The 22,451-nt window shown below is 68.3% G+C and carries 25 protein-coding genes and 2 pseudogenes; 19 read left to right on the top strand and 8 right to left on the bottom strand.

Annotated features, from left to right (window positions below):
* Positions 1 to 16: 16 nt before the first annotated feature.
* The 9 genes from AB0L65_RS16875 (at position 17) to AB0L65_RS16835 (ending at position 5,355) form a co-directional block, all read left to right on the top strand.
* A complete protein-coding gene (locus AB0L65_RS16875) occupies positions 17 to 439 on the top strand; it encodes a (4Fe-4S)-binding protein (RefSeq protein WP_364245871.1) in 423 nt (140 codons plus the stop codon).
* Positions 440 to 499: 60 nt separating this feature from the next.
* Positions 500 to 829, top strand: coding sequence for a hypothetical protein (locus AB0L65_RS16870; RefSeq protein ID WP_364245868.1), 330 nt, complete (start codon positions 500 to 502; stop codon positions 827 to 829).
* The gene (locus AB0L65_RS16865) at positions 772 to 1,053 is read left to right on the top strand and encodes a helix-turn-helix domain-containing protein (RefSeq protein WP_364245866.1); all 282 of its coding nucleotides are present in this window, start codon (positions 772 to 774) and stop codon (positions 1,051 to 1,053) included. Before AB0L65_RS16870 ends, AB0L65_RS16865 begins: the two co-directional genes overlap by 58 nt.
* A complete protein-coding gene (locus AB0L65_RS16860; RefSeq protein ID WP_364246646.1) occupies positions 1,004 to 1,201 on the top strand; it encodes a hypothetical protein in 198 nt (65 codons plus the stop codon). Before AB0L65_RS16865 ends, AB0L65_RS16860 begins: the two co-directional genes overlap by 50 nt.
* A gap of 71 nt (positions 1,202 to 1,272) precedes the next feature.
* A complete protein-coding gene (locus AB0L65_RS16855) occupies positions 1,273 to 1,596 on the top strand; it encodes an integrase core domain-containing protein (protein WP_364245863.1) in 324 nt (107 codons plus the stop codon).
* Between the two features lie 521 nt (positions 1,597 to 2,117).
* Positions 2,118 to 2,666: an ATP-binding protein gene (locus tag AB0L65_RS16850; protein ID WP_364245861.1), complete on the top strand. Its 549-nt coding sequence runs from the start codon at positions 2,118 to 2,120 to the stop codon at positions 2,664 to 2,666.
* Positions 2,612 to 3,376: an alpha/beta hydrolase gene (locus AB0L65_RS16845; RefSeq protein ID WP_364245858.1), complete on the top strand. Its 765-nt coding sequence runs from the start codon at positions 2,612 to 2,614 to the stop codon at positions 3,374 to 3,376. Before AB0L65_RS16850 ends, AB0L65_RS16845 begins: the two co-directional genes overlap by 55 nt.
* Positions 3,377 to 3,394: 18 nt before the next feature.
* Positions 3,395 to 4,660: a cytochrome P450 gene (locus AB0L65_RS16840; protein WP_364245856.1), complete on the top strand. Its 1,266-nt coding sequence runs from the start codon at positions 3,395 to 3,397 to the stop codon at positions 4,658 to 4,660.
* On the top strand, positions 4,657 to 5,355 hold the full coding sequence (locus AB0L65_RS16835; protein WP_364245853.1) for a helix-turn-helix domain-containing protein: 699 nt from the start codon (positions 4,657 to 4,659) through the stop codon (positions 5,353 to 5,355). Before AB0L65_RS16840 ends, AB0L65_RS16835 begins: the two co-directional genes overlap by 4 nt.
* Here AB0L65_RS16835 and AB0L65_RS16830 read toward each other — a convergent pair.
* Positions 5,352 to 5,522 (bottom strand): hypothetical protein, encoded by a 171-nt coding sequence (locus AB0L65_RS16830; RefSeq protein WP_364245850.1) that lies wholly within the window; start codon positions 5,520 to 5,522, stop codon positions 5,352 to 5,354. The genes AB0L65_RS16835 and AB0L65_RS16830 overlap by 4 nt on opposite strands.
* A gap of 136 nt (positions 5,523 to 5,658) precedes the next feature.
* On the opposite strand from AB0L65_RS16830, the gene AB0L65_RS16825 reads away from it, so the two are divergent.
* Positions 5,659 to 7,236 carry an SMI1/KNR4 family protein gene (locus tag AB0L65_RS16825; protein ID WP_364245847.1) on the top strand — a complete coding sequence of 526 codons (1,578 nt, stop codon included), beginning with the start codon at positions 5,659 to 5,661 and terminating at the stop codon, positions 7,234 to 7,236.
* A gap of 113 nt (positions 7,237 to 7,349) precedes the next feature.
* Here the strand turns inward: AB0L65_RS16825 and AB0L65_RS16820 are convergent, their stop codons facing one another.
* The 4 genes and pseudogenes from AB0L65_RS16820 to AB0L65_RS16805 all read right to left on the bottom strand — a co-directional run bounded on the left by AB0L65_RS16820 (position 7,350) and on the right by AB0L65_RS16805 (position 9,868).
* Positions 7,350 to 7,709, bottom strand: a complete 360-nt coding sequence (locus AB0L65_RS16820) for a hypothetical protein (protein ID WP_364245843.1) — start codon at positions 7,707 to 7,709, stop codon at positions 7,350 to 7,352.
* 449 nt (positions 7,710 to 8,158) lie between these two features.
* Positions 8,159 to 8,472, bottom strand: a pseudogene (locus AB0L65_RS16815) (transposase); the annotation flags it as partial.
* A 537-nt stretch (positions 8,473 to 9,009) separates the two neighbouring features.
* Positions 9,010 to 9,399, bottom strand: a complete 390-nt coding sequence (locus AB0L65_RS16810) for a hypothetical protein (RefSeq protein WP_364245840.1) — start codon at positions 9,397 to 9,399, stop codon at positions 9,010 to 9,012.
* Between the two features lie 172 nt (positions 9,400 to 9,571).
* Entirely contained in the window at positions 9,572 to 9,868 is a 297-nt protein-coding gene (locus AB0L65_RS16805; RefSeq protein ID WP_364245837.1) for a hypothetical protein, read from the bottom strand.
* Between AB0L65_RS16805 and AB0L65_RS16800 the strand changes: the two genes are divergently transcribed.
* The 4 genes from AB0L65_RS16800 (at position 9,867) to AB0L65_RS16785 (ending at position 13,366) form a co-directional block, all read left to right on the top strand.
* Positions 9,867 to 10,433, top strand: coding sequence for a hypothetical protein (locus AB0L65_RS16800; RefSeq protein ID WP_364245834.1), 567 nt, complete (start codon positions 9,867 to 9,869; stop codon positions 10,431 to 10,433). The two genes, AB0L65_RS16805 and AB0L65_RS16800, sit on opposite strands and share 2 nt — an antisense overlap.
* Positions 10,434 to 10,440: 7 nt before the next feature.
* On the top strand, positions 10,441 to 10,914 hold the full coding sequence (locus AB0L65_RS16795) for a hypothetical protein (protein ID WP_364245831.1): 474 nt from the start codon (positions 10,441 to 10,443) through the stop codon (positions 10,912 to 10,914).
* A 278-nt stretch (positions 10,915 to 11,192) separates the two neighbouring features.
* Positions 11,193 to 11,387: a tetratricopeptide repeat protein gene (locus AB0L65_RS16790; protein WP_364245828.1), complete on the top strand. Its 195-nt coding sequence runs from the start codon at positions 11,193 to 11,195 to the stop codon at positions 11,385 to 11,387.
* 11 nt (positions 11,388 to 11,398) lie between these two features.
* Positions 11,399 to 13,366, top strand: a complete 1,968-nt coding sequence (locus AB0L65_RS16785) for a CehA/McbA family metallohydrolase (protein ID WP_364245826.1) — start codon at positions 11,399 to 11,401, stop codon at positions 13,364 to 13,366.
* Between the two features lie 54 nt (positions 13,367 to 13,420).
* Here AB0L65_RS16785 and AB0L65_RS16780 read toward each other — a convergent pair.
* Positions 13,421 to 14,475 (bottom strand): annotated as a pseudogene (locus AB0L65_RS16780) (transposase).
* 291 nt (positions 14,476 to 14,766) lie between these two features.
* Here AB0L65_RS16780 and AB0L65_RS16775 point away from each other — a divergent pair.
* Both AB0L65_RS16775 and AB0L65_RS16770 read left to right on the top strand, forming a co-directional pair.
* Positions 14,767 to 15,540, top strand: a complete 774-nt coding sequence (locus AB0L65_RS16775; protein ID WP_364245823.1) for an oxidoreductase — start codon at positions 14,767 to 14,769, stop codon at positions 15,538 to 15,540.
* A 56-nt stretch (positions 15,541 to 15,596) separates the two neighbouring features.
* On the top strand, positions 15,597 to 16,340 hold the full coding sequence (locus AB0L65_RS16770; RefSeq protein ID WP_364245820.1) for an SDR family oxidoreductase: 744 nt from the start codon (positions 15,597 to 15,599) through the stop codon (positions 16,338 to 16,340).
* A 94-nt stretch (positions 16,341 to 16,434) separates the two neighbouring features.
* On the opposite strand, the gene AB0L65_RS16765 is transcribed toward AB0L65_RS16770, so the two are convergent.
* The gene (locus tag AB0L65_RS16765) at positions 16,435 to 17,394 is read right to left on the bottom strand and encodes a LysR family transcriptional regulator (RefSeq protein ID WP_364245817.1); all 960 of its coding nucleotides are present in this window, start codon (positions 17,392 to 17,394) and stop codon (positions 16,435 to 16,437) included.
* A gap of 868 nt (positions 17,395 to 18,262) precedes the next feature.
* Between AB0L65_RS16765 and AB0L65_RS16760 the strand changes: the two genes are divergently transcribed.
* Positions 18,263 to 18,493 carry a hypothetical protein gene (locus AB0L65_RS16760; RefSeq protein ID WP_364245814.1) on the top strand — a complete coding sequence of 77 codons (231 nt, stop codon included), beginning with the start codon at positions 18,263 to 18,265 and terminating at the stop codon, positions 18,491 to 18,493.
* Positions 18,494 to 18,754: 261 nt separating this feature from the next.
* Here AB0L65_RS16760 and AB0L65_RS16755 read toward each other — a convergent pair whose 3' ends face one another.
* Entirely contained in the window at positions 18,755 to 19,903 is a 1,149-nt protein-coding gene (locus AB0L65_RS16755; protein WP_364245811.1) for a DUF5685 family protein, read from the bottom strand.
* Between the two features lie 533 nt (positions 19,904 to 20,436).
* On the opposite strand from AB0L65_RS16755, the gene AB0L65_RS16750 reads away from it, so the two are divergent.
* Positions 20,437 to 20,733: a hypothetical protein gene (locus tag AB0L65_RS16750; protein WP_364245808.1), complete on the top strand. Its 297-nt coding sequence runs from the start codon at positions 20,437 to 20,439 to the stop codon at positions 20,731 to 20,733.
* A 979-nt stretch (positions 20,734 to 21,712) separates the two neighbouring features.
* Positions 21,713 to 22,126, top strand: a complete 414-nt coding sequence (locus tag AB0L65_RS16745) for a hypothetical protein (RefSeq protein WP_364245806.1) — start codon at positions 21,713 to 21,715, stop codon at positions 22,124 to 22,126.
* The last annotated feature ends 325 nt before the right edge of the window (positions 22,127 to 22,451 follow it).

Here is a 22,451-nt window from a genome sequence, read left to right as displayed (position 1 = left end):
AGCGACGGAGGCCGGTATGAGCAGCAGAACCGAGAAGAAGGCGTACGAGGGCCAGTCGATCACCGTGACATTCGAGGCCAGGCGCTGCCTGCACGCCGCCGAATGCGTCCACGGTTTGCCGGAGGTCTTCGACCTGGGTGAGCGCCCGTGGATCCGGCCGGACGGCGCCGAGGCCGAGCGCCTGGCCGAAGTGGTGCGGCGCTGTCCTTCAGGTGCGCTGCAGTACGAACTCGTGGACGGAGGGGCGGAGATTCCGGACCGGCCCACGCGGATCACGCGCAACTCCGTCGGACAGTTGATCGCGCGCGGCGAGTTGAGCATGGACACGGCGGCAGGCCCACGCGCGGAGACCAGGGCCATTCTGTGTGGTTGCGGACAGAGCCGTCTTCAGCCGTACTGCGACCACCTGGGGCCATGCGGTCAGACAGCGCCGGGCTGACCCTGTCCGGCGCCAGAACTGATGCAGTGGGTCTTGCCTGGTCTTCCAGGCTCGACTCTCGTGCTGTTTCGACTTCTGTATCTGCTGGTGGTCAGGGTGGTCGGCTGGCTGGTGCTGCTCACACGGGGCAGCGCCGCCAACGAGGTGGAGATCCTGGTGTTGCGGCCTGAGATCGCGGTGCTGCATCGCCAGGTCGCCCAGCCCAGGCCGAACTGGGCCGATCGGGCACTGCTGGCCGCGCCGGCCAGGTTGTTACCCACACGCCTTCGGCTGCATCGCATCGTGACGCCCGGCACGCTGCTCGCCTGGCACCGCAGGCTGGTCAAGGAGAAGTGGACCTACCCCGCCAAGCAGGGCCGGCCCCAATATCCGAAGAGATCCGCGATCTGATCATCCAGTTGGCGCGAGAGAATCCACGATGGGGACATCGGCGCATCCAGGGCCAACTCCTCGGTCTTGGCCACAGCGTGGGAGAAGGGACGGTCCGCCGGGTCCTGGCGGCGCCACGGCTCATCCGACGCCGAGCGGTTCGTCGGCACACTTCGACGCGAATGCCTCGACCACCTGATCATCTACGGCGAACGGCACCTCCGTACAGTTCTGGCCGCGTATGAACGCCACTTCAACCAGCATCGCCCCCATCAGGGCCATTCGCTCCGCCCGCCGATGCACGACCCCAGCGAAGTGATCGACACGACCGCCCGAATCCACCGTCGAAGGACTGTCACTGGACTGACCAGCGAGTACCACAGAGCAGCCTGACCGCCTTGCAAATGCCCAGCTCAGCAACAGCATCGGCGTTTTGGCGCCGCACAGGGAAGTTTCCTGCTCTCGTGGAGGAGATCCTCGCCGACGCAGGTATCCAGACCGTGCTCACCGGTATCCAGGTAGCCGCAGATGACTCGATCATGGAGCGGTGGGTGCAGTCCTGCCGCCGCGAACTCCTCGACGATCACGGTGAGCGCCGCCTACGTCACGTACTGCGCGAGTACGAACGGTTTTACAACCAGCACCGAGCCCATCAAGCCCTGGATCAAGCAACGCCGCTGCGCGCCGTCCCCGATCCGTTCACGGATCCAGAGCGGATCGTCGGCCTGGACGTGTGCCGACAAGACCGGCTCGGCGGAATCTTTCACGAGTACTCACATGCCGTTTGACCCGCATGGACGTAGTTATCGGCAGGCGCAGGCCGCACCGAGGCGGTTGACGAAGGCGCGGCGTCTCACGGCCCCCTCGTCAAGCAATCTTCGGATCATGAGGGCGGCACGAGCCGGCCGCGCGTAGGGACTGCCCCCAGGGCGGCTTGGCGGGCAGTCCACGATCGCGGCGCTGGGACGAGTTCAGGCGGAAGCGCTCCTCGCTGCCGAGCGGTACCGCCACGACCACAAATGATCCACATCTTCTGTCATTCACGTTGACAACAGCCTTTTTTCGGCCGATGCTTTCCTCGCTGCACGCCCATCTTTTGACCATCACGCCCAATATTTGGGCATCTGGGAGAAATCCACGCCGTGTTCGCGATTCATCGTCTGAAACCCGAGTTCGGACGCGCCACAGCCCTTTCAAGGCGCCCCATGGAGGGCGGCGTGGGACCGGGAGCCTCCGGCGACAGGAACATCACGCAATGCCCTAGTGGCACGCTGACCTGCCATTTACCACCCATCGCAGCGAGCGCGCCGTGAATGTCGTCACCGATCTCACGCCCCGGCTGCTCTCCCGCTGGTGCGATCTGCCCCGCTCACCGATCGCGTCATCCATCGCCCGCCGCTGGGTATCGGCCATGCTCGCCTCCTGGGATCTGCCTCTCTCCCCCGCCCGCGAGGCGACGATCGCCGAGCTGACCAGCGAGCTGGTCACGAACGCAGTCCAGCACGCGGTCCCACCCGCTCGCGGATCCTGCGACATAAGGATCAACGTACGAGTGGGGGGCGCCATAATCTGGCTGGCGGTCTGCGACCACGATCCGACCCTCCCCACACAGCGAGCCCCCGACTTCCTCGCCGAAAGCGGACGCGGGCTGTTCCTTGTTGAGGCGCAGGCCGACCAGTGGGGCGCTGTACAGCACGAAAACGGCAAGTACGTCTGGTTCAGCCTGGAATGCCTCGACGGCACCCGGCGTGCGGGCGAGACGCCACCCGCCGACCACCCCGCATCCGCTAAGGAGAATCCGTCATGTCCCCCCTCGCCCTTCCCCACGACGTCCTCGGCTCGGGGCCGCACCGCGTAATCGCGTTGCACGGCTGGTTCGGAGACCACAGCTCCTTCAGGAAGATCCGGCCCTACCTGAACGGCGATGCCTTCACCTACGCCTTCCCCGACTACCGTGGGTACGGCCAGGCTCGCGACCTCACCGGCGAGTACACCCTCGCCGAGATCGCCGCCGATGTGATCGCGCTCGCCGACAAGCTGGATTGGGAGACCTTCTCCCTGATCGGGCACTCGATGGGCGGGACGGCGATGCAGCGGGTGATGCTGGACGCGCCCGGCCGGGTCCGCAAGCTTGTCGGCATCTCTCCGGTGCCGGCCTCGGGCGTACCGTTCGACGACGAGGGGTGGGCGCTGTTCTCCGGCGCCGCCGAGGAGCCCGCCAACCGTCGCGCGATCATCGATCTCACCACCGGCAACCGGCTTCCGAGCACGTGGCTCGACGAGATGGTGGACAACTCGCTGCGGACGTCCACGGTGATCGCTTACCGGGCCTACCTGGACGCCTGGGCCCGCACCGACTTCCACACTGAAGTGGTCGGCACGACCACGCCGGTGCTCCTCATCGCCGGCGAGCACGACCCCGCGCTCTCCGCCGATGTCATGCGGGCCACGTGGCTGCAGTGGTACCCGAACGCCGAACTGCTGACATTCGCGGACGCCGGTCACTACGCGATGGACGAGACACCGTTGGCTCTGGTTTCCGCCGTCGAACGTTTCCTCGCCGCCTGACGACCTCTTGTGATCGACATGAGTACGACAGCCAACGTGTTCGACCCGCGTATCTACGCACAAGGCATCCCGCACGGTACGTACCGCTGGCTGCGTGACCATGACCCCGTGCACTGGCAGGAGGAGCACGAGGTCGGTGACTGGCCCGCAGGCCCTGGGTTCTGGGCGGTGACCCGCCATGCGGATGTCGTACGCGTGCTGCGCACGCCCACCGAGTTCAGCTCCTGGCTCGGCGCCACCCAGATCCGTGACCCGGACCCCGCTGACCTGTCGTTCATCCGGCGGATGATGCTCAACCTCGATCCGCCGGACCACGGCCGGCTCCGGCGGATCGTCTCCGGCGTGTTCACCGCCAGCCGCATCGAACGCTTCACCAGCAGCGTCGCGGCACGGGCACGACTGCTCATCGACGAGATCGTCGAGCGGGGCGAGTGCGACCTGCCGGCGGACGTGACCGACGACTACCCGATCCACAATCTCGCAGACCTCCTCGGCATCCCGCCCGCGGATCGCGGCCAGATCCTGGAGTGGACCAACCGCGTGATCGGCTACCAGGATCCCGACCACGCGACCACCGTCCACGGCCCGGACAGCAAGCCGGTCAACCCACGATCGCCGGCAATGCTCACCGACATGTTCGAGTACGCTCACTCGCTCGCCGCCTACAAGCGACGGAATCCGGCAAGCGACGTCATGACCGCGCTCGCCACGGCCGAGGTAGACGGGCAGCGTCTTACCGATCCCGAGCTGTCGATGTTCTTCTTTCTCCTGGTCATCGCGGGCAATGACACCGTACGGTCGGCCCTGCCGGGCGGGATGCTCGCCCTGCTCGGCCATCCGGACCAGCATCGTCGCCTACTCGACCAGCCCGAACTCCTCGGCTCGGCCATCGAGGAAATGCTGCGCTGGCATCCCCCTGTTCTCAGCTTCCGCCGTACCGCCGTACGCGACACCGTCGTGGCCGAGCGCCACATCGCCGCGGGCGACAAAGTCGTCGTCTTCCACGGTGCCGCCAACTTCGACGAGCGGCGCTTCCCCGATCCGATGCGTTTCGACATCGCACGCCAGCCCAATGACCACGTCTCGTTCGGGGACGGACCGCACGTGTGCCTCGGCTCCCATTTCGCCCGGCTGCAGCTTCGAGCGTTCTACCGGGAGCTGCTCTGGCGGCTGCCGGACGTCCAACTCTCCGGGCCGCCTGTCCGGCTGGTGTCGAACTTCATCGGCGGCGTCAAGCACCTGCCCCTGCGCTACACCCCCGCACCTCGCCTAGGCATCGAATGACTCCTGATCAGCGGAACACGGCCGCCTCCACGGCGGGCTCGAAGACAATCGACACCGGCCTACGGCTCCTGGAGATCCTCAAGGACCACCCGGACGGGCTGACGATCACCGAGCTCGCCCAGTTGGCCGGGATCCATCGCAACGCCGTCTCCCGCCATCTGGTCGCACTCGGCAACCACCGGCTGGCCGCCCGGATCGGCACCCGCTTCACCCTCGGCCTCGGCATCGTCGAGCTCAACGCCGCCGTGCAGCACAGGCTCCGCAGCGCGGCCTCCGCCGCGCTCCAGGTGCTGGCCGACGCCTGCAACGCCACCGCTTTCATCACGGTGCTCGACATCGACGAAAGTCAGGCGGTCGTGCTCACCGTGGCCGAGCCGCGCGTGTCACAGATCCACGTCAGCTATCGCGCCGGCACCCGTCATCCCGTGAACCGCGGCGCCTCAGGCATCGCCATCCTGGCCGGCCGCCCGCCCCTGCCCGAGGAACGCCCGGCGATAACCCAGGCCCGCGCCATCGGCTACTCGGTCACCGCAGGTGAGCTGCAGCCGGGGGCATGGGGTGTCGCCGCCCCGATCATCACAGCAGGGCGCCCGGCCAACGCCAGTGTGGGCGTGGTGACCATCGGAGCGCGGGATGAGAACGAGATCGCCCCACTCGTACTCAGCGCCGCCTCCGAGATCGCGCGGCTCCTCTAGCCATCCGCTCCGGCGAAGCTGTCGTAGGTCTTGCGCCCCAGGAGCAGGGCGTCGGCCATCTGCGCCGTCACGGCGGCGGCCATCTCGTCGTGGAAGTACGGGAAACGCCACTCCGCCGGCTCCTCGACGACGTCGTCGAGGGAGATGAACAGGCTTGCGGCGATCACACTCATGATGTTCCAGGTGGGGCCCGTCAGGCCCTGCGATTTTCGATGTGCCTGTAGCCTCGCGGAGCCGGCTACAAATCTCTTCAAGGTCTTCCCACCGCCGCACGGACCGGATGCGGTGCAGCACAATCCCTGCATGGATCTTGCCGCCCTGGCCGCCGTCATCGGCCCGCCGCCCCCTGCCCCCTTCCCCATCGACTGGCCCGGCATTGAACGGTGGCTCGGACTCCGGCTTCCCGACGATTACAAACAGTTCGCAGACAGGTACGGACCCGTGCTGGTCGGAGAGTGGATCTGGGTCGTAGTGCCCCATCACTCCGAGCGCGGCGGCTATTTCCACCAGCTCGACCAGCGGCAGGGGCTGCAGCGCAGCATCCGTGCCGGTGATCCGCCGACTCACCCGTTCGCCTTTCATCCCGAACCCGGTGGGCTCCTGGTATGGGGTGAGTCGCGCGGAGGCGAGTACTACTTCTGGGACACCTCGGTGTCGGCCGACCCGAACAACTGGCCGACCAGGGTCTTCACCCAGCGTTGGCCGGATGAGACGTGGAGGCTGGTGGACGCATCCACGACGGAGGTGCTCGCCGCAAGGGTGAGCGGCAGCCTGCACCTAGGGGAAGCGCTGCCCGCGATGTCGCCTCCGTACGCCTGGAAGTTCGCCCCACTCGTGCTAGCGGATGTGCCGGAGAGGGTCTCCTTCCCGGGAGTGCGGCTCGCTCTCGAAGTCGCCGCGCAGGCGGCGAGGGTCGAGGCGACCACAGGGGTGCCCGAGGACTACGCCGCGCTGATCGGCGAGTACGGCGTGGGACGGCTGGCCGACGCGCTGCGGCTGCTCGCTCCGGGCGCGCCGGAGGGCTTCGACCTCAATGCGGAGGAGGCCGTCGTGAGCGAACGGTTGCGTACACGGCGGGCGGCGGGCGAGCGGGTGGTCCCGTCACCGATCGCGCCCGAGCCCGGCGGCTTGCGGTTGTGGGGTGTGTTCGACGGGGGTGAGACATGCTGGTGGCTTCCTGTCAGCGGCGAGCCGGCCGAGTGGCCGGTGGTGCTGGTCGATGCCGACGGCCTGGGATGGCAACGGCTGCCGTACAGCGCCACAGGGTTTCTCGACCGGTGGCTGGACGGGCGGCTGGATCTGCCGGTGCTGTCACTGTCGGCGGTGCCGCGTCCGCGCATGCTGTTCCCGCCGGGCATCGATCCCGCCGCCTCCGCGGCGTCTGCCGGGGAGGCACCGCGAGACGCGCTGGCGCAGTTGGCGACGATCATCGGAGAGCCGCGGGCCGGTGGCCACACCTACCACTGGCCCGCCATCGAGCGGTCACTCGGCTTGCGGCTTCCGAGCGACTACAAGCGGCTGTTCGAGGCGTACGGGACGATCGGGATCAACGGCATCACGATCGGACATCCGGAGGAACTCCAACAGCAGCACGAAGAGCAGGTCGAATATCTCGACTGGGAGGAAGACGAGGTGCTGGCCGTGCATCCCGCACCAGGAGGGCTGCTGTGGTGCGCGAACACCGAAGGCCGCGAGACCATCTGGTGGGACACCCGCGATCCGGACCCCGACCGGTGGAGCATGCTCTGGGACGTCGAATTCGACCGGCACACCTTCCCCGGCACCCTGACCGAGCTGGTGATCGCCGACCTGACGAGCAGGCTGGCCTCGTCACTCACCGCGCTGAATCCGTCAGATGACGGGCCCATGATGTGGTTCTGAGGGCGGCGACGAGTTCATCGTCCTGCTGCGGGCGCCGGTCGGTCCAGGTGACTCGGCGGGCGGCGTAGCGGCCGCCTGCCGCGTGCAGGTCACGGTGGGAGCCGCGTTCCACGCTACGCCCGTCCTTCAGGAGGACGACACTGTCGGTGGGGTGAGGCGGTGGGCGACGTCGAGGGCGGTCCTGCCGTCGATGGCGCTGTCCACGGCGTGTTCCACCGCGCGGGGCCGACGCTGCCCGCCTCGGCGAGGACCGCCACGGCGGGGTTGGCCGGCACCAGTCGGGCCAGAGCGAGCGGCTGGCGCTGGGCTCCGGTCAGGCGGTGGCTGCCTTCGCCAACGAGGGTGGCCAGACCGTCGGAGAGCGCGTCCGCCCAGGTGAGGGCGTCCACAGTGCCCAGGGCGGCGCGCACGTCATCGTCGGTGGCAGCGGCCTGGAGCCAGGCGTCGGCAAGCGGGCCGACGAAGACGTGCACCTCTTGGGTCACCCTGACGGGCCAACCACATGCAGAACGTCGACCAGAGCTCGAACACCTGCGCCGAGTTCAACCGGCGCAGGACGTCCCTGCGGCACGACGTCCTATCGCGCCTCCGGCGGCCCACTCCGAGTAGCTAGCCTCGATTCTGCTGAACGATCCGGCTGAGGGTTGAATGCGCGCTGTAGTCCGCCCGCCGGCCCGGCCGTCGCGCCGCGCCGGGTGGGCGGGGTTGCACGGGCCCGCGGGTGTCGTTCCTGGTCGTAGGGGCGACCGACCAACCCACAGCCTGTTCCCTCATCGCCTACGACACTGATCCCAACACCCCTTGGAATCAACCATCTAGGTCGAGCGGGATCAGCTCGCCGTCGCTGCCCGGCGCCGCGGTTGCGGCCAGTTCCCAGGCGCGCTGGCGGGCGAGGGGCGCGGGGCTTTGAGGCTTTGACCTCGTCACGGGCGAGCCGGTCGATCAGGCGGGAGACGGTCGGGTCGGAGGGTATGGGGCCGAACAGCTCAGGCTGGGCGCGCAGCAGGGCGATGTCGGCCAGGCAGTCCCTGCCGAGGGCGAGGGCGATGGCCAGGTCGGCCACGATCTTGCCGGGGTCGTGCACCGCCCGCCCGGGCCGCCAGCGCTCCAGTTGCGCCGACAGCGTCCGGTCCAGCCCGGTGACGTGCAGGGTTTGAGCGGCAGCAGGCTTCCGGCGTGGGACAGCAGCCCGGAGCCGTCGGCGGAGGCGGTGCGGTGGGAGGCGATGGTCTCCACGTGGAAAGTGCTTCTTGATCTGGCGTGGACAGGACTAGACAAGCCCCATCCTCCCAGTTCAGAAGCACTTTTCTCATGTAGTCGATCAACCCGCGCGAAATTCACCGCGAAAGCCGAGGCTAACAGGGGCCCGTCGTGGTCAGCCGCAGGCGGCCGTCGGCGGCGGTCCGAACTGCTGCCTTTCCCCAGGCGGGGTCGCCGTCAGCTTGGCGGCGAGGGCGTCCGCGCTGTAGGGCGGTCCCCCTACGGGATGTCGGGAACAGGTCACGAAACTCGTTCACCCATTGGTCGACTACTCGCGCCGACCAGGGAAAGACGGTCGGCACACTGCGACTAACGATCAACACCCAAATGAGTCACGGTCGTAGGCGACCCCGCCGATGCGACCCTGCACGAACTCTGACTGGTCGGCATGCTGGAGCAGGCCCGCGCCACCCCTTGCCACGCTCATCCGCAGGAAGCTGGGGCCATGATGATGTTGGCTGTCCCATAGGTGCACTGATGCAGATGGCCGAATTGTTGGAGTTCTGAATCGTCTCAGTGAGTGGCGATGAGTTCCTGTAGCTGCGGGCCGCTCTGCGAAATAAGATGAGGATAATGTCGAATGAGCAGCTTTGCCACGAGATCGTCGACATTTTCCCCAAGGAGGCTGCTGTTCATGCTGAGAAGCTCTTCGCAGATGTCGAGGAAGGACCTGATCACGTCCTTGTCGTCGTTCTCCTCCACGGCTGGCATAAACACTTCGGCAACGATCTCGAGCAGATATTCGAACATGCTGATGTAGGTTTCGCCGTCTTGCTCGGCCTCCGCGTCGAGCGCCTGAATGAATCGTCGCGCAGAGGGCATCTTCCAAAGGATCTCCCGAGTTCGCCGGATCTGTTCTTCCAGGCTCACAAACTCGTCGCGATCAAAGTCATTCATGGTCATCCCCGAGGGAATATTCGCCGAATACTGAAGTGATAGGTCAAGGAGACCTCAGGCCGCTGCGCAGTGCACCTGCCCATAATTGCATCCGCCCAGGTCATGACCCTGCGAGGGCTTCGCGTGGTGTGCGCGAGCTCCGGCCGTCCAGGAGACGGAACCAAGTGCGGCATGATGATCAGCCGCGCTCCTTCGCCTGGCCTACCTCACCATCACGAACACGTTCGCCGCGCTGCGGTTGCTGCCCATGGGCGATCGGGACAAGGACGTAGAGATACTTGCCCTGCGCCACCAGATCACCGTCCTTGAACGCCAACTCGGCGCCGACATCAGAGTCAGGTTCGCACCTGAGGACCGAGCCTTTCTTGCCGCCCTGCTGACCTCGTTGCCCCGCGAGGTCCTGCGCCGGCTGCGGCTCCTCGTCCGGCCGGACACCGTCCAGCGCCGGCACCGCGATCTGATGCAACGGCGTCATGCCCGCACCTGCCGGCCGAAGCAGCCTGGGCGCGCCCCCGGCATTCGCCGACGATCCTCAGCCGCTTCCGGACAATCCCAACGTTGTGGTCGGACACGACAACGAGACGGAAGTCTTCCCCGCCAAAGAGGCCCCTCCCTCGATGACCATGGCCTGCCGGACGGGAGACGCCACCTACCGGGTCTCCATGTACAGCAACAGCCACAAGGCCGTCGGCCCGACGCAGTCCAATCACAACGGAACGTCCCGCGCCGCCACATCGACCTTCACCGCCACGGTGTCCGGAACCGTCTCGATCTCCTGGAACGTCTCTGGCAGCCTGAAGGTGGACAGGCTCATCGCGGGCGCCGAAGTGGCCGCAGGCGTCAACCTGTCCACAAGCCTGACGGCCTCGTTGGGGAACCAGATCGCCGTCCCGACCCCGCCGCGCAAAACGACGCTCGCCACGTACGGCGTATGGCGCAAGAAGACCAACGGCATTTACCAGGTTTGCGGCCAAAGCCGTCGGCGACACGTGACCGCGTGGACCCCCTGGCAGGTCGGCTGGTACGTCAAGCAAAGGTGATCTCGACATGACAATCCGACAGGTAGTGCCTCTCCTTGCTTCCTGGACCGTCATCGGCTTGGCGGTGGCCTGCGCGGCTCCGCCTCCAGCGAATCCGGTGCCGGACCGGCGAGGCACCACCTCGTCGGCCGTCCCGACCGAGACCGCAGCGACCACACCACCACCGCCCAACCTCACGCCGCTCCGCATGCCAGGCATGGACGCGGGCACGAAAACCGTCCTCAAGGCAGGGCCGAGAAGAGGGTCCATGGTCGTCGGCGACATCCCATCCGGAAAGAACGAACTCTGGGTGCTGTTCAACTGCCGGGGAAAGGGCAAGGCGGAGATCATCCTCGAGCCGGGCTATAACATGCCCTTCACCTGCCTCGACAACCTGATCAGCCCCATCATGAACCGGCTCGACCTCGGCCAGAGGGAGACCCTGACGGTACGAATCCAGGCCCCGGACTCAGTCGAGTGGGCCTTGCGCGTCACACGCTGAGCCTCAGAGGCGTTTCCCAAATCTGTCGCAGATTCGGGAGTCAGTCTCTCCACGACCGTCCATGATCAGCTCATCCGCTCTCTGGTGTGCCCCAGGTTGAGTGGAGGACTCATCCATCTAGCAGGAGACCCGCTCCTACCTGCCAAACTCGGCACTTCTAAGTAGATCACTTGGCCATCGTGGTGCCATCGGAGGCGTCTCCCGGCTGGTGACGGCATCGTGATGCGATCGATACGGGGCGCTGAATTGATCTCCGCCGAGCGGTCCTGACGTACGATATGGGCGACCTGGACGGAGCGGTCGCGGATCTGACGCGCGCCATCCAGCTGGAGGAGAGCCCCGCCTTCCTGTTCAATCGGGCCGTGGCCCTGCGGGACCTGGGCGAACAGGAGAGCGCGCGGTCGGATCTGGAGCGCGCGGCGCGTCTGGATCCCGGGGACGAGGACATCCGCGCTCTGCTTTCCGCGATCTGATGGAGGGGTCCGTGCACGATTACCGCCGCCTGCTCGACCGCCATGGGGTGACGTGGGGCGAGCAGCTGATCCCCTACGTCGGGGAGGTGCACACGAGCGCCTACCTCATGAACGGTTACGACTACTGGAGCGCCTGCTTCCGCCAGCTCGGCGGGACGCGCCGCGACATGGACGCGCGGATGGGCGAGCTCGACCTGGACGGCGTGGTACGGGACGCGCTGGGTGGCGATGTCCTGGACAACCTGGCGGCTCTGCGCCTCACTCCCGAAGGGCACCGGTTGGAGGCCCGGACGCTGGCCGTACTTGATGACGCGCCGCTCTCGACCACGCTGCTGCTGGACTCCGGCATGCCGGAGGAGGTCACCGTGACGGTCGACGGCGTCGCGCACGTCGTTCCACCGGGAGGCGCCAAACTGGTGGCGATCACCAGCGCCGGCACGGTGATCGCCGGAGAGCGGATTGACCTCGGCGCGCTCACCAGACGGGCGCGCGCAGCCCGGGTGCGGCTGCGCGCCGGGTTCCCGTGCAGGTGGACCGTCACCAGTGGGGACGGGCAGGGATGGTATCCGCGGGGCGCCGTCCGCGCTCTGGATGCCCAGCTGCGACCGTACTTCCACGGCGACGACCTGGAGGTCGACGTTCCCGCGGAGCGCCTCACAGTGTCCGTGACGCGCGGCATGGAGTACGGCTCGGCAACGGTGGACGTGGAGCCCGCGCCGGGAGAGGAGCTGACCGTCGAGCTGACGCCCGAACGTCTCTACGACGCGGCCGCCCGCGGCTGGTACGGCGGCGACCTGCACGTCCACCTCAACTGGATGGGCGACGAACCTGCGACCCCCGAGCGGGCCGCCGCCGCGCAGATCGGCGAGGACCTGCACGTGCTGAACCTGGTCGCGGGCAACGTGGCAGGTAAGCGGGTCTACGACCGGGAGCTGCTGGAGGAGTGGGTCGGGCGGGACCTGCCGTGGTCGGACGAGAGCCACATCGCCAGGTTCGGCGTGGAATACCGCAACGACCTGCTCGGACACTTCAGCGCCTTCGGCCTCACCGGCATGCCCACGCGCTTCCACAGCGGCTTCGGTGACAGTCCGGACGCGCATCCCAACAGCGCTCCGCTGGCGGAACTCCGCGGCCTTGGCGCGGTCACCGGCTACGGCCATCCGTTCCACACCGATCTGAGCGACACCGACCCGCCGGACAGGGCCGTCGCCGCCGGGCGCAACTGCTCGGCCAGGGAGATCGTGGTGGACGCGGCGCTCGGCCTGATCGACAGCCTGGACGTGCTCAACCACTCCTCCATGCAGGCGACCGCCGTGGTCTATCGCCGGCTCATCGGGGCTGGCAACCGGCTCGCGGTGACCGCCGGCACCGACGCGGTCCTGTCCATTTCACGGCGCGGCACCGCGTCGAGCCCGCCCGGCTGGGAGCGGGTGTACGCCTGGGTCGATGGGCCGCTGACCGCCGTTTCCTTCGCCGAAGCCGTACGCCGAGGCCGCACGTTCGCCACCACGGGCCCCTGGCTCGAGCTCGACGTCGGCGGCCACCGGCCCGGCGACACGATGCGGCCGACCGAGGGCGACACCGTCACGATCACCGCGCGGACTGTCGGCCCCGAGGTGGAGTGGCTCCAGCTCAGGACCGCCGACGGCGTAATCGCGGAGGGCGGGCCCGGCCTGCTCACCGCCGAGCTCACCGTGCACGAACCGACCTACGTGGTGGCCGTGGCGGGAGGCGGGCCGCATCCCCGGTCAGTGCACCCTGGGGGCGCCTATGCGCACACCAGCCCGGTCTACATCGGGGATCACGTGGCCAGGCGGGCCGACGTCGAGTGGTGCCTGCGCTGGCTGGACCTCCTGGAGCCGCTGCTGGACGCGGACGGCACGTTCGCCTCGGCCGCGCAGCGCGCCGCCCACCGGGATCTGCACGATCAGGCTCGCCAGGTGTACCGGGCCAGGCTGCGCGCGGTGAGCGGATCCTGAATTTTCGACAAGGATGCCCCGAGCTTCGTGGAACTTGGGTGGCAGCCCCGTGGTTCAGGCGGCGTTCTCGTTGTAGCACTCGGTGGCGTTGTTCGCTTCGGTGACCTGCCGTTGGAGTGCTTGGCGGAGTTTGGGCAGGTGCAGGAAGCCGTTGACGCGGCGGAACTGCTTGCCGAGGTGGGTGCGTTCCAGCTCGGCGGCCGGCGAGGTCAGGGCGGCCTCGGCGAGCAGGACGGTGGGTGCCTGGTAGGCGGCGCGTATCCGCCGTTCGACGGTGACGCGCAGCTTCTCGGGCAGCTTGTCGCGGACATTGCGGATCTTGTGAAGCTGGCAGCGGCCGATCACCGGGTGGTCGAAGACGTCGATGACGGCCTTGCGCAGCGCTTTGGAGCCGTCCAGGACGACCAGGATCGGCGCGGTGACGTTCAGGCCACGCTCGCGCAGGGGCGACGATGAGCTCGGCGGCCAGGGTGGCGTTCTCGGTTGAGCCCTCCACCAGCGCGAGGAGATGCTTGGTGCCGTCGATGCCGATGCCGAGCGCGACGATGCAGGTGTGCTCGCCGAAGTGCACCCCATCGATCATCAACAGGTCGGCACTCATCAGTTCGGCCAGGGCGTGCTCGGTGGCGGCGATGAACCGGCGCGAGATCGCCGACTTCGACGTTCCGGTGGCGGCGGCCTCCACCGTCGAGCCGACCGGTTCCAGGCCCAGCCGGTAGCGGCGGGTGGAGATCTTGCCGAGCATCTTGTCCAGCGCCATGCCTTCCAGCACGTCGGCCGAGGTGAACAGCTCATACGCGGGGATTGCCACCTCGGCGCGTCCATCGGCGGTGCGCACCCGCGGGCGCCGGATCGGGGCTTTGCACCCGCCCAGCACCACCGATCCGGCCTCGCTGCCGTGCCGTACGGCGGTGCGCTGGGGGGTTGTGCTTGCCCCGTGGCCCGCACAGCGCGGTGACGGCTTCCTCCATCATGGAGGTCATCACCTGGAATCCGGCCTGTACCGCCAGGGCGAGCATGCCCTCGCGCATCGAGGCGGCGATCTGCTCCATCGCCACCGTCACGGTCGGCGGCACCGCGACATCTTCGGCGACTTGCCCGGCCCGAATACCACGCGTCGCGTCAGAGCGTGCAGCATACGGCCAGGCCGCCGACGTCACCACCCGGGCAGCCCCGGCCCAGGCAGGGCGAACACTGTGGCGACAGCAGGCCTCGCGGCATCGGCAGCCGCGACGCCCATAGGAATTCCCTATGGCAGCTGCTGATAATTCATCTTTGCCTCTCGTTCTTTTCCGGACATACCGTGAATCGGGTCGACGAGGCGCACACCGCGATTGCTCGAAAGATTCGCGCTGCGCCCGCGCCGAGCGAATGAGCAAACAATCGAAAGGAACGGCAGCATGACCACGGTCGAAAACGGAGCTGAGCCGCGAGAGCTTAAAGGAAAGCGAGCCCTGGTCACAGGTGGTTCCCGCGGAATCGGAGCGGCCGTCGTACGCCAACTCCTGGACGCGGGCGTCGAGGTCTTGGCCACCGCCAGGTCGACCACGTACACGGCGCCGGAGGGAGCCGCCTTCGTGACGGCCGACATCCGGACACAGGCCGGGACGGAGGCGGTGGCCACGGCCGTGCAGGAGACGCTCGGCGGGGTGGACATCCTGGTCCACAACGCGGGTGGTGCGCGGGCCAACGCGGGCGGCGGCGCCATGACGATCCCCGCCGAGGACTGGCAGGACACGCTGGAGCTGAACCTCCTGGCGGCGGTGCGACTGAACTCGCTGCTGGCACCGGGGATGCGGGAACGGGGATCGGGGGCGATCGTGCACATCTCCACGGCCGCGCTCCTCCCGCCGGTGCCGGCGTTCGCGCACTACCAGGCGGCGAAGGCGGGGCTGGAGAGCTACAGCCGGGCCCTGGCCGCGGAGCTGGCCCCGTTCGGAGTCCGGGTCAACGCCCTGGGCCCCGGCAGGACCGCCACGCCCGGCGGCGAGGAGACGCGGAGGCGGTGGGCGAGCGACAACGCGGAATCGGGCGCGACCGCCACACCCCCGCTCGGGCGCGACGGCCGGCCTGACGACATCGCCAACGCGGTGCTGTTCCTCGTGTCCGACCGGGCGAGCTGGCTCACCGGGACCTATTTCTCCGTGGACGGCGGCGAATACCCCAGGAACTGACACCGAAAAGAAATTCGGCGTCGTACTTTCACATCGAACAACGAAGGAATAATGGCATGGAAAAATACAGCGACAAGAATGTAGTGGTCACCGGTGGCAGCAGCGGCATCGGGCTCGCGATCGCGAAGTTCCTGGCGGACGGCGGAGCCCGCGTGGTGATCACTGGCCGTTCTCAGGCCACGCTCGACGCCGCACGGGAGCAGTTGGGCGAGAACGTAGTGGCCTTCCGCGGCGACGTGTCCTCGCTGTCCGACCTGGACGCCCTGGCAGGCCGGGTGAAAGCCGAGCTCGGCACGATCGACGCCCTGTTCGTCAACGCGGGCATCACGCTCCTGACGCCTTTCGAGTCGACGACCGAGGAGGTGTACGACGAGCTGTTCGCGATCAACGTCAAGGGCGCCTTCTTCACCGTGCAGAAGCTCGCCCCGCTGCTGAACACGGGTGCCGGCGTCGTCCTCACCACCTCGGTCGCCGGCGCCGTCGGCATGCTGGACACCAGTGTCTACGCGGCCGGCAAGGCGGCGGTGCGCTCCCTGGCCCGCAGCTTCTCCCGCGAGCTGCTTCCGCGCAGGATTCGCGTCAACGCGATCAGCCCTGGTCCCATCGACACGGGGATTCTGGAACGCTCCATGACCAAGGACGACGCCGAGCAGTTCAAGGCGGAGCGCGTCGCGGACAATCCCATGCGGCGTTTCGGCACCCTCGACGAGATCGCCACCGCGGCCACGTTCCTCGCCTTCGACGCGACGTACACCGCGGGCGTCGAGCTCGCCGTGGACGGCGGAGTCACCCAACTCTGACCGGCCCCACGCCCGGCCACTACGCCTCATGGCACACCGCGGGCCGGATCACCTTTCCCTCACACCATCCTCGAACGCTCATTGGAACGAGCGATCACAGCACGAGCTGTTCGGCGGCGTTCACTGCGGCAATCTCATCGTGCAGCTCACCGGCCTCAGTGCCTGACCGGCGAAAGGTGGCGGAGCTGTCCCAGGTCTCCTGACGCAGGAGCTCCAGCAGAGCGGTCGCCGCCGGGCCCGCGTCGGACCGGACCACGGCGATGACAGGCTGGGACACAGCCGGGAACACCGGACGCGCGAGCTGCTCATAACCGCGGGGCACCGCGGAGGCCGGGACGAGCGTCACCCCCAGGCCGTGGGCGGCCCACCGAACGGCTGTCGCCGTCTGGGACACGCGGGCGACCGTGGCCGGGGTCAGTCCGTCGTTCCGCGACACCTCCAGCAGCACGCCGTCCAGTGCGCTGTCGCGGTCGAACCTGACCCACGGCTCCCCTTCCAGCTCGCGCAGCGCGACCCGGTCCGCGGCCAGCTGCCGGTGCCCGGCGCCCAGCACCACGACGAACTCCTCCTCGCCGAGGCGGTGGGCGTCCGCGGGGCTCCGCTCGCACGCGGCCATCAGGGCGAGGCCCAGCGCACCCCTGCGGCACAGCCGATCCAGCTCAGCGGAGCTCGACTCCTCGAAGACGGTGACCTCCAGCCGCGGGAAGCGGCGCCGCAGCACGCTCAGCGCGCCCGGCAGCTGCCGCGTGCCGAAGCCCAGCTGCGCCGCGACGACCAGCTCTCCCACCAGGTCATCCGCGCCGGCCCGCGCCGTTGCCCGCGCCCGCCGAGCCGCGTTCACCGCGACCTCCGCCTCCTTCAGGAACGCCCGGCCGACCGCGGTGGGCACCAGTCCGGCCGACGTCCGGGCGAACAGCGTCACGCCGAGGTCACGCTCCAGGTTGCGGATCTGCTGGGACATCGACGGCTGGGCGACTTGCAACAACTCCGCCGCCGCCGTCACCGAGCCCTCCGCCGCGACCGCCAGGGCGTACTCGAACTGGCGAAGGCTCATCAGCTCCCATCCCTCCTGGAGCGAAGCGTGACCCACCCCGTCGTCATCGTGTCCCGAACCACTCACGTCAGCCGGATTCCACGACCGGCGATGAACATTCTTCAGCCCACCCGGCACCCTCGCCTCAACACACTCCCGTCCCGAACCCTTCTCAAAGGTGACGCCGTTCCGCTCTGTCGGTACCGGCCACAGAGCCGGCTCACCGGTGCGCGCCGCATCCTCGTCGTGATTAGCGATCCGCGGAACTACCCTCGCCCGCCACCGCATCGGTAGCCCGCGCGGTCGGCGGACGCTGTTGTCGTGAGAGAGTCGTCGTCCTCGACCCCGACCCCGGCACCGACAGCGCCGACAAGCTGGCGCTCCTCGCGTCCGTCATGCGGACATGACCCCGCCCGTGCCCAGCCACCCGGCCGAGTGATCCAGCCCGAGGTGCTCTGCTTCCTCGCCTGGCCGCGCTCCAGGTCTCATCACGTGCACCGTGGTCGCGGCGGACGGCAGATTCACCGCGATCTAAACGGCTGGCCATGACTCGATCATGGAGCGATGGGTGCGGTCCTGTCGCCGCGAACTCCTCGACCGTCACCTGCTGTGGAACGAACGTCATCTGCGCCATGTTCTGCGCGAGTATGAACGAATCCACAACCAGCACGGCGCCCACCAAGCCCGGGCCCAAGCGGCCCCGCTGCTTCCCGTCCCGGCCCCGATCACAGACCCCGAGCGGATCACCGACCTGAACATACGCCGAAGAGACCGGCTCGGCGGAGTTCTCCACGAGTATTCATATGCAGCTTGAAAGGCGCAGTGTTCACGACTGTAAACGGAGCGCCGCTGCGGCCGGACTACCTCACTGGTCGCTTCCGCCGCCTGGTTGCCGCCCCCGGTCCGGCTGCACGATCTGCGACATGGCGCCGCCAGGCTGGCGCTGGCCGCGTACACCGATCTGAAGGTGGCGCAGGCGATGCTCGGGCGCGCCGGCATCGTGCTCACCGCCGACACCTACGTCTCAGCGCTGCCAGAGGCCGCCCACCAAGCTGCCCAAGAGACGGCCCAGCTGGTGCTGAACGCCGCGTCCGCGCTGGGGCGAAAGCTCAGCGCGTGACTCAGCTTTGCCCCAGCTCTACCTCACGCCGCGGCAGTAGGTGGATGCGGCTGGTGTTTCCGCTGGTGGAGTAGCGCGCCCTGCAGGATTCGAACCTGCGACCGTCGGATTAGAAGGGGCGTACGAGCACGCACTGAGCACGGCTGACCGCCGGTGCTGGGGTCTGACGGCACGCTCCGGGGGTCGCGATCCTGACCGGGCGCTTCGGCATCGGCCACCGGGCTTATCGCCCAGACCCTGCTGACGTGACTCCCGCGGCGGTCAGTCGCAGCCGCAGCTGCAGCCGTCGCAGCAACAGCCATCCTCGCCCGGGCAGCAGGAGCAGCAGTTGCCGCAGCAGTCGTAGCCGGAGCAGTCGAAGCGCTCGCAGAAGGAGCCCTCGCGGTCCTCGTCCCAGGCGGGCCGGTACAGGCCGCACGTGCAGCAGGTCAGCGCGGCGCACGCCAGCGACAGCAGCCCGCCGGGATCCCGCTTCGGCGGCCGTTGTCCCGGCGGCGCGTCGGGGTCGCCGGGCGGGTGGCCGGTGCCGTGCGTTGCAGCGATGGCGAAGGCTCGGGAGACGGCGCTGCTGGTCTCCCGCACCAGCAGGGCTCGCGTCAGGCCGGGGCGGGGCAGGTCCAGCTCGTCCACGGCGGCGCGCAGCTCGGCGTGCGCGGCGTCGCAGTGGCGGCGCGCCTCGTCCAGGCCGGTGCCGGTGACTGCCAGCGGGTTGTACGCCCCGGACGCCCGGTCGTCGGCCAGGTCCTCCACCGCGTCGATCAGGTGCGCCAGCTTCCCGAATCCGCGACCGGCCGCCTCCAGGGCCTCCCGGTTGTGCGGCTTTCCCGCGAGCACTGCGGTGTGCGCGAACGCAGCGGCTACGGCGTCCTCGGTGGGCCCCGTCAACGCCCGTAACCCGGGCGCCGCGCTGCTCCCCGGGGGCGCCTGGGCGGGGGCGCGTTCCAGGAGGGCCTGGCGGTCGGCCGCTGCCGTCAGCGGGGTGGGGTCGAACCCCAGCGTGCCGGCCATGGCCGTGCCGGCCGAGGACCAGCGGCCCGCCAGGCGGGTGGCGCCGGCGGCCACCGGGCGGCGGGCGTACACGCCGTCCCCATCCGCCACGTGGTCGCTCACCTTACCGGCCGCCAGGAGCAGCGACACCGAGGCCGCCAGCCGTACCCCCTCGGACTCCACTACGTCGGCGCCCTTGAAACCGCGTAGCGCACACGGGCCCGCCCTCCGGCGCGACGCGGACGTGGGCGACTGGGCTTCGGTGAGGACGGACACGAGCAGGCCGTCGTAGTTGGTCACCAGACGGGACAGGTGTCCGTGCTCGTCGCGGAGCGCCAGGCAGAGCCCGCACAGGTGGCCCATCCAGTCCGCGTAGAGCCCTTTGCACAGGACGTGCCGACACGGGCGGACAATGCCGAACATACGTCCCCTTATGTGCGTATTAGAGAGCCAACCGTAGCACCAGGCCGCCGGTAGATACCGCGGCGGCGAACGGATCCGCAGGAAGGAGAAGGTGCCCTCACCGACCGGCCTGGAGCACTGCGCCTGCCGGCCTGAAAGGAACAAAATAGTTTGGACAACGGGTACCCACATGGCCATCGTTTGCCGTGATCGGATCCGGCTCGGTGCGCAGCCGCGCCGCTTGTCTGACCAACACCCGCGGGCAACTGCCGAAGCCGTTAGAAGCTCAGAACGGATGGCCGGCGGCAAGTCGTTACGTCTGGGCCCGCACCTGACCAGCTTGGGGTCATCCACCGGAGCAGATACACCCTCTGTCGACGTGGTGCAGTCCCGGCGAGGGCGCTGAGCTCGTCGTCGCGGTCGGCGTGCTGTTTTCGCGCGACCGCGTCGTCGCGATGCGGCCCGACGGCGCCGCGTCCTACCCACTAACGATCCCCGCACCGCCACGACCGGCCCCGGCGGCGCGGGACCTACACGGCTGGTACAAATGGGGCATGAGCGAATCCGTCGGGTATCCCCCGCGGCCGAATGTGCCGGCGGCCCGGCGTGTCTACAGTCGGACATACCGTGTGTGGGCCCGGGTGCTGCTGTGGACGCCGATCGCGCTCACGGTGGTCGGCGTCGTCCTCGGCCTGGGGCTGTTCGCGGCCGCTGACGCCGACCCGACGCACAGTTCGTCCGCGCTCGGCTATCTCGGCCTCGTTGTGTGGGGCGCCCTCGCGGTCCTGTCACCGGTCCTGCTCGGGTCGTTCATCGCCGGGCTGGTCATGCTGAACCGCACGCGCAGTTGAGGCCGCGGCGGGACACGGCCCGACCCAGAGTGCCGCTGCGCAGGCAGCCAGGCGGAGAAGCGGCGCCGGGGTGGAAGGCGGGTGGACCGGATCGATGCCTACACCAGCGTGCCGCGGCCACCTGACGGGGTTCGTCGAATCAGTCGCCTGGCAGGCGTGCTCCGGTACGCGCCTCGATGACCGCCATGACGGCTGCCGCTTGCGCCGGCCAACGAGTGCGGCAGGGTCGGCGCCGTGCGCGTGCGGATCCAGTTCCGGGATCATGGCAAGCCGCCACCTGTTGGCCACGTACTCCAGAAATCTCCCACCTGTGAGGTTCCACGACACGTGCCGCACCTGCGCGTCCTGGCTGAGCCATTCCAGGACGGGCACCCGCGCGGCGTAACCGAAACCGCCGGGGACCAGTATGCCGTCCAGATAGTCGTTGCCCGTGCTACGGCGAGGACGTCGTGTTACGTTGAAAGCGCCTCGTCGAGCTGCGGGCTCGGTGGGGTAGGGATAAGCGGATCGGCTGGGCAGGGCTGTTGGCACTCGTTTGAGATACGAGCTGCAGTGCTGTCGATGGTCATGGGTTCGATTCCCACCGCGCATGTCATCGTGCGCACGCCCGGCGGTCTCCACACGTTCGGCGCGGAGACCGTTGCGCCTTTCTTCGCGCTCGATGGCCAAGTACTGTCGCCCTTATGGCACGAGTACGGAACCTGGCCAGACTCATCCTGTGCCGCTCGAATATTGAGTTACGTAGGCTGAGCTGCAGCTAAGCGGCGTGGCGGTATTCACTGATCATGCCCGCGACGACGGGTTTTCGGTGGATGGATCGCAGGTCGTTGAGGTCGGTCACGTCGCGAGCAGGACGCGGTGCGGTGTCTGGGGGACGTTGGTGCCGTTGTAGTGAATCAGGTACGCGCGAAGCACCTGCGCCAGCTGACGTTCGCGCAGGATCAGGATCCGGTCCAACAGTTCGCGGCGCAGAGTGCCGATGACCCGCTCGCGCGTTCACCTTCGGCGTCCGCGGCATGGCGGCGATGATCCGAAACCCTTCGGCCGCGAACACCTCCCTGAACGCGGAGGAGAAGAGCGGATCGCGATCGTGGATCAAGAACCGCAGCTCGGCGATGCGCTCCCCCAGGTTGCGGGCCTGCTGGACCGTCCACGCCCCGGTCGGACGCGCGGTCACCCCACCCAGATGCAGCCGCCGAGTGCCGTGCTCGATGACGACCAGCACATACAGCCGTTTGAGCAGTACCGTCTCGACCACCAGGAAGTCGCACGCGTCGATCGCGTGGGCCTGAGCGGCCAGGAACTGCCGCCAGGTCGGCCCAGCCCGGCGAGGCGCCGGATCGACGCCGGCGGCGTGCAGGATCTCCCCGACACCGTGGAGGCCGCGATCTGATAGCCCGGCCGGGCCGACTCGCCCTGAATCCGCCTATGCCCCCAGGTCGGGTTCTCCCGAGCCATCCGCACCATGAGTGTCTTGACCGGCCGGCGGGTGCCGGTGAAGGTCCACTTGTGTTCGGGTACGACCTCGCTCGGGAGATGACGTCATACGCGGACAGGGGGATTCCGGATGAAGGCGATTGTGGTGACGGACAAGGCCGCGGGAACGGCCGGGATGACGCTGGCGGAACGGCCCGAGCCGCAGGCAGCGCTGAACGACGTCGTCGTTCAGGTTCATGCGTCGGGATTCGTCCCGACGGAGATGGCGTGGCCCTCGACCT

Source organism: Nonomuraea sp. NPDC052116, assembly GCF_040680035.1.
Lineage (GTDB): Bacteria > Actinomycetota > Actinomycetes > Streptosporangiales > Streptosporangiaceae > Nonomuraea > Nonomuraea angiospora_A.
This window is presented reverse-complemented; position numbering and strand designations above follow the sequence as displayed.